Source organism: Thauera sp. 27 (assembly GCF_000310125.2).
Taxonomy (GTDB): Bacteria; Pseudomonadota; Gammaproteobacteria; order Burkholderiales; family Rhodocyclaceae; genus Thauera; species Thauera mechernichensis.
Map to the genome: position 1 here is coordinate 43,218 of NZ_AMXB01000036.1, position 6,066 is coordinate 49,283.

The following is a 6,066-nucleotide window of genomic DNA, read 5'->3' on the forward strand; positions in this document are numbered from 1 at the left end:
CGCACTTTGACGCCTGTCCTCAATCCCGGCGCAGCGACAGTTCCTGGTTGAGCTTGGTCGCAAGCCTCAGCGCTTCGCCCAGGTAGCCGCGCCCGAAGAGGTTGAGGTGGTTGAGCATGTGATACAGGCTGTACAGCAGCTTGCGCTGCTCGTAGTCCTCGTGCAGCGGCCAAGCCTGGCGGTAGCGCGCATAGAAGCTCGACGGGAAGCCGCCGAAAAGCTCGCTCATGGCGATATCCGACTCGCGGTCGCCGAAGTGCACCGCGGGGTCGTACGCAACCGGCGTGCCGTCTGCGAGCAGGGCTGCGTTGCCGTGCCAGAGGTCGCCGTGGACGAGGCTCTCGCGTGGACGGTAGTCGAGGAAGAGTGCGGGCACGCGTGGGAGCAGGCGTTCTCCCTGCTTCTGCAGCTCGCCGACGAAGCCGCGCTCGCGCGCAAGGGCGAACTGGGGGCGCAGGCGCTGTTCGATGAAGAACTGGGCCCAGTTCGCATTTGGCGTGTTGCGCTGGGCGCTGCGGCCGAGGAAGTTGTCGCATCGCCAGCCGAAGCTGTCGCCCGTCGTGTGATGGAGGGCAGCCAGCGCTTCGGCATAGCGGACGCCGTCGGCCGCAGAGCTCACAGCCAGCAGGTCGAGGTGCTCGAGGACGACGAAGGCGTGCTCGGCGGACTCGCCACGGGCAATGACGGCAGGCGTGCGGAACGTTGCGCTGGCTGCGATCGCGGCGAGGCCGTCTGATTCGGCGGCGAACATCGCTGCACAGGCGCGGGGCCCGACCTTGACGAAGTGGCGGCTGCCGTCGGTGCCGCAGACGGTCATCGCCTGGTGGGTGCTGCCGCCTCTGGCTGGTGTCAGTTCGGCGATGTGGAAGGCACTGCCGGTCGCGCTGCGGATTGCGTGTTCGATGTCGGGCAGGGCGGGGTGGGGCGGTGTGCTCATGGGTTCGCGATGCGTGCGCTGGCCTGGGACAGGCGGGTGGCGAGGACCTCGAGGAAGCCCTGGTAGAAATGCATGCGGCAGGTGTCGCTGGCGCGTTGCAGGGCCGCTGCGCGTATGGTGATGAGCGCCGTGTCGGTGGTCGCTTCGACCGAGGCCGAGCGTATGCCGGCAGCCGCCGAGAACACCGCCACCTCGCCGAAGCACTCGCCGGTGCTCAACACGTTGAGCAGGTGCCCGTGCTTGCGCACATGCGCCTCGCCTTCGAGCACGAAACAAACGGCGTCGCCGCGCTCCCCTTCCTTGAAGATCACCGTGCCGCTATGGGCGCGACTGAAGCGCGACAGGCCGATGACCTCCCACAGTTCGGCATCCGAGAAGCGGCGGAAGAAGTGGATCGCGCGCAGGGCCTCGAACTTCTCTGCATCGGGGACGCTGTTTGCGGCCAGGTGAACGCCATGGTTGCGGAATGCGAGCGCGAGGTCGTGCGAGAACTCGGCCCAGTCCTGGTAGCGGCGCTCGATGTCCTTCTCGGTGGCGCGACGCACGATCGCATCGAGGGCTTCGGGTACCTCGGGGCGCAGCTCCGAGGGGAGTGGCGGCGTATCGTTGGCGATGCTGTAGAGCAGGCTGTAGTTGTTGTCGTGCTCGAAGGGCAGGCGACCAGTGAGCAACTGGAACATCACCACGCCGAGCGAGTAGATGTCGGTGCGGTGGTCCAGCGGCACCTCGCGCACCTGCTGTGGTGACATGTAGGCAGGCGAGCCGACGCCGGAGATCTGGGTGGTCTCGCGTGCCGTGTGCAGCGCGGCGCCGAAGTCCGAGATGCGGATGTCGGTGCCCTCCGGTTCCATCAGCAGGATGTTGGCCGGCTTGATGTCGCGATGGGTGATGCCCTGGTGAAAGGCGTAGTCGAGTGCGCGCGTGGCCTTGAAGACGAGCTCTATGACGCGCTCGAAGGGGGCGAGCGTCCCTGGGGTGGCGATGGCGTCGAGTGTGCCGCCGGGTATGTAGTCCATCACCAGCCAGGCGCTGTCGTCGCCCACCATGGCGTCATGGATGCGGACGATGTGGGGGTGCTTGAGCTTGCCTGCGAAGGTGGCTTCGTTGAGAAACAGCTGGCGCAGCAGGCGGCCACGCTGCGGGTCGCTCACGATCTCGCGACGCAGGCGCTTGATGGCGACCTCGGTCTGGCGGAACGGATCCCAGGCCAGGTGGACGCTGCTGGTGGCGCCGCGGCCGATGAGGCGGCGAAGTTCGTACTTGCCGATGAACTCAGCCGTTGCCGTGTTCATCGTCGCCGCGCCGCAGCGCCCTTACGTGCCGTCATCGAGTTGCGCCGAACTCAGCCAAGCCGGTTGCGCGCGCGTGCAACGGCGGCGCGAACCTGCTCCGGCGCGGTGCCGCCAATGTGCTTGCGCGAGGCCAGCGAGCCCTCGACCGTGAGCACGCCGAACACGTCCTCGCCGAGGCGCTCGGCTGCGCCCGGCACGTGCGCCATGGCAATGCGCAGCTCATCGAGCGAGAACTGCGGCAGGTCGCAGCCCTTGACGTCGGCTGCGCGCACCGCCAGCGCCACGGCCTCGTGCGCATCGCGGAAGGGCAGGCCCTTCTTGACCAGGTAGTCGGCGAGGTCGGTGGCGGTGGCATAGCCCTGGCAGAGCGCGCCGCGCATGGCGTCGGCCTTGACCTTGATGCCGGTGATCATGTCGGCATAGATGCGCAGGGTGTCGATGACGGTGTCGGCGGTGTCGAACAGCGGCTCCTTGTCTTCCTGGTTGTCCTTGTTGTAAGCCAGGGGCTGGCCCTTCATCAGGGTGAGCAAGGCGATCAGGCTGCCGTTGACGCGGCCGGTCTTGCCGCGCACGAGCTCGGGCACGTCGGGGTTCTTCTTCTGCGGCATGATCGAACTGCCGGTGCAGAAGCGGTCGGCGAGGTCGATGAAGCCCACGCGGGGGCTCATCCACAGGATCAGCTCCTCGGACAGGCGCGACAGGTGGGTCATCAGCAACGCCGATGCGGCGCAGAACTCGATGGCGAAGTCGCGGTCGCTGACGGCGTCGAGCGAGTTGTAGCAGACCTCGTCGAAACCCAGCTCCGCGGCCACGAACTCGCGGTCGATCGGGTAGCTGGTGCCGGCGAGCGCGGCCGAGCCCAGCGGCAGGCGGTTGGTACGCTTGCGGCAGTCGGCAAAGCGCTCGGCGTCGCGCCGGCTCATCTCGTAATACGCCATCAGGTGGTGGCCGAAGGTAACCGGCTGCGCCACCTGCAGGTGGGTGAAGCCGGGCATCGGTGTGTCGGCGTTGGCCTCGGCGACATCGAGCAGGTTCTTCTGGAACTCGGCGATCAGCGCCAGGATCTGGTCGATCGCGTCGCGCAGCCACAGGCGGATGTCGGTGGCGACCTGGTCGTTGCGGCTGCGGCCGGTGTGCAGGCGCTTGCCGGCGTCGCCCACGAGCGCGGTAAGGCGTTTCTCGATGTTGAGGTGCACGTCCTCGTCGTCGAGGTTCCAGGTGAATTCGCCACGCTCGATCTCGTCCTTGATCTGCGCCATTCCGCGCTCGATATCGGCGAGATCCTGGGCGCCGATGATGCCCTGGCGGGCGAGCATCCTGGCGTGCGCGAGCGAGCCGCGGATGTCCTGCGTCGCCATGCGCTGGTCGAAGAACACGCTGGCGGTGTAGCGCTTGACGAGTTCTGAGACGGGCTCCGTGAAGCGGCCGGACCAGGCCTTGGCGGGTTCGTTGCCGCTGGCTGCCGGCGTCGTGGTGTCTGTCATAATGGTGCCGATGAAATGAATCGGCCGGCGTATTGAAGCCGGCCCTGCGCGTGGATGTGAGGCCGTGGTCACGGCGCTCGGGAACGATGGAAATTATAAAGCAAAAGCCAGCCGGGCTTGGCCCGCCCCGCCTGCCGGATTTCCGCAATCTGGGCGTCATCCTGCGCGTGCTTGTGCTGGTGAGCCTGTTCGTCGTTCTCACCGTTGGCGTGCGTGTCGATGAGCCCGCCGAGCTGCCGGCAGCGCTGGTCTTGATGGCCGGGCAGGTGGCGCTGCCGCTGTTGCTCACCGTGCTGCTGCTCTATGGCGTGGCACCTGCATTGCTGCGCGCTGGTGCGCGTCGCGCGTGGTTTGCCGTTGTCGGCCTGGCTGTTGCTGCGGCGCTTGCGGGTGTGGCGCTGGTCGGCGGCGATGTGGTCGCCGAGGGCGCGCGCAGCGCGGTGTGGGCGGCACTGGCCGCCATGCTGTGCCTGCTTTACCTCGACTATGTGCGCTGCCGCTATACGCCCGCACTTGCCGAGGCGCGTCTGCTTGCGCTTACCGCGCGCATCCGGCCACATTTCTTCTTCAACAGCCTCAACGGTGTGCTTGGTGTCATCCGGACCGATCCCCGTCGGGCCGAGCGCGCCCTCGAAGAGCTTGCAGACCTGTTTCGCGCGCTGATGCAGGACAACCGCGAGCAGGTGCCGCTGCGCGACGAACTGGCGCTGTGCGAGCGCTATATCGACCTCGAGCGCCTGCGTCTGGGCGAGCGCCTGCATGTGCGCTGGGAGCTTGGCGAAGGTGAGGGCGGGCGCGAGGCCTTGCTCGAAGCGCGAGTCCCGCCGCTGCTGTTGCAGCCGCTGCTGGAGAACGCGGTTTATCACGGCATCGAGCCCGCTGCCCAGGCCGGTGAGGTGGTCGTGCGTCTGGCGCGCCACGGCAAGGAGCTGAGGCTCGAGGTCGACAACCCGGTGTGCGATGCAGGTGGCCACCATGCCGGCAATCGCATGGCACTCGACAACATTCGTGAGCGCCTGATGCTGTTCTATGACCTCGAGGCCGGGCTTGAGATCAACGACGATGGCAGGCGATACCGTGTGCGCATCCGACTGCCTTACCGTACCGGGGGTGCTTTGGGAGCATGGAACGATGAAGCCTGAGGGGGGCGGAGCAGCGCCCGCACTGCGGGTCCTGATTGTCGATGACGAAGCGCCTGCACGCAGCCGCCTGCGCGACCTGCTCGGCGACATCGGTGCGGGGCAGCCGAGCCGGGTCGTGGGCATGGCGGCCAATGGCGTGGAGGCCTTGCGCATCCTGGAGGCCGAGCCGGCCGACGTCGTCCTCGCCGACATCCGCATGCCGGTGATGGATGGGGTGGAGCTTGCCCGCCACCTGGGCCGCCTCGACAAGCCGCCGGCGGTTATCTTCGTGACTGCTTACGACCAGTATGCGGTTCAGGCCTTCGACCTTGCGGCGGTCGATTACCTGCTCAAGCCCGTGCGCGCCGAGCGCCTGGCTGCTGCGCTGGGCAAGCTGCGCCCGCCCGCGCGTGTCGCCGACGCCACGCTGGCCGGCCTGGCGCCGGGCGAGCGGCGTCACTTCAGCGTCAGCGAGCGTGGGCGCATCCTGTTGCTGCCGGTGGCCGATGTGCTTTACCTGCGTGCCGAGCTCAAGTACGTCACAGCGCGCACGGCAGAGCGCGACTACGTGCTCGACGAATCGCTGGTCCAGCTCGAGGAGGAGTTTCCCCAGCGCTTCCTGCGCCTGCACCGCAACTGCCTGGTGGCGCGTGCGGCGGTGCTCGGTGTCGAGCGCGCCGGTGAGCAGGACGGCGAGGCCCACTGGGCGGTACTGCTCAAGGGCGTGGACGAGCGCCTGGCGGTCAGCCGCAGGCAGTGGCCTGCGGTCCGCCAGGCGCTTGGTGTGTAGGCGCGCGTCCTGTGCTGTGCCCTAGCCGCTGTTGCGCAAGCCCGCCGCGATGCCGTTGATCGAGATATGGATGCCGTTGCGGGTGCGCTCGTCGCTGCCGGCAGCGGCGGCGGCTTCGCGGTGGCGGCGCAGCAGCTCGACCTGGACGTGGTTGAGCGGGTCCAGGTAGGGGAAGCGATTGCGGATCGAGCGCTTGAGCAGCGGGTTGCCGTCGAGCAGCGCGGCCTGGCCGGTGATCTTGAGCACCGCCTCGACGGTGGCCTGGTGCTCGGCGCGGATGCGCCCGAAGATCGCCTCGCGCAGCGCGGCGTCCTTGACCAGCTCGGCGTAGCGGCTGGCGATCGCGAGGTCGGTCTTGGCCAGCACCATGTCCATGTTCGACAGCAGGGTCTGGAAGAAGGGCCACTCGCGGTTCATGCGCTGCAGCAGCGCCAGGCCGTCC

At 67.7% G+C, this 6,066-nt stretch carries 6 protein-coding genes; 2 read left to right on the top strand and 4 right to left on the bottom strand.

What is annotated here, in order from left to right:
- Positions 1 to 19: 19 nt before the first annotated feature.
- From B447_RS17160 to argH, 3 genes are read right to left on the bottom strand one after another with little or no spacing between them, the layout of a single operon-like run.
- Complete coding sequence (locus B447_RS17160; RefSeq protein WP_002943321.1) at positions 20 to 937, bottom strand: fructosamine kinase family protein; 918 nt, start codon at positions 935 to 937, stop codon at positions 20 to 22.
- Positions 934 to 2,229: a serine/threonine protein kinase gene (locus B447_RS17165; RefSeq protein ID WP_002943324.1), complete on the bottom strand. Its 1,296-nt coding sequence runs from the start codon at positions 2,227 to 2,229 to the stop codon at positions 934 to 936. Before B447_RS17165 ends, B447_RS17160 begins: the two co-directional genes overlap by 4 nt.
- Positions 2,230 to 2,279: 50 nt before the next feature.
- Complete coding sequence (argH, locus tag B447_RS17170; protein WP_002943328.1) at positions 2,280 to 3,713, bottom strand: argininosuccinate lyase; 1,434 nt, start codon at positions 3,711 to 3,713, stop codon at positions 2,280 to 2,282.
- A gap of 86 nt (positions 3,714 to 3,799) precedes the next feature.
- Here argH and B447_RS17175 point away from each other — a divergent pair, with 86 nt between their 5' ends.
- Both B447_RS17175 and B447_RS17180 read left to right on the top strand, forming a co-directional pair.
- A complete protein-coding gene (locus tag B447_RS17175) occupies positions 3,800 to 4,855 on the top strand; it encodes a sensor histidine kinase (RefSeq protein WP_002943330.1) in 1,056 nt (351 codons plus the stop codon).
- Positions 4,845 to 5,624, top strand: a complete 780-nt coding sequence (locus B447_RS17180; protein WP_002926753.1) for a LytR/AlgR family response regulator transcription factor — start codon at positions 4,845 to 4,847, stop codon at positions 5,622 to 5,624. Before B447_RS17175 ends, B447_RS17180 begins: the two co-directional genes overlap by 11 nt.
- 21 nt (positions 5,625 to 5,645) lie before the next feature.
- Here the strand turns inward: B447_RS17180 and B447_RS17185 are convergent.
- Positions 5,646 to 6,066, bottom strand: a 421-nt coding sequence (locus B447_RS17185) for a phosphoenolpyruvate carboxylase (protein ID WP_002936149.1), incomplete at its 5' end; no start/stop codon positions are given.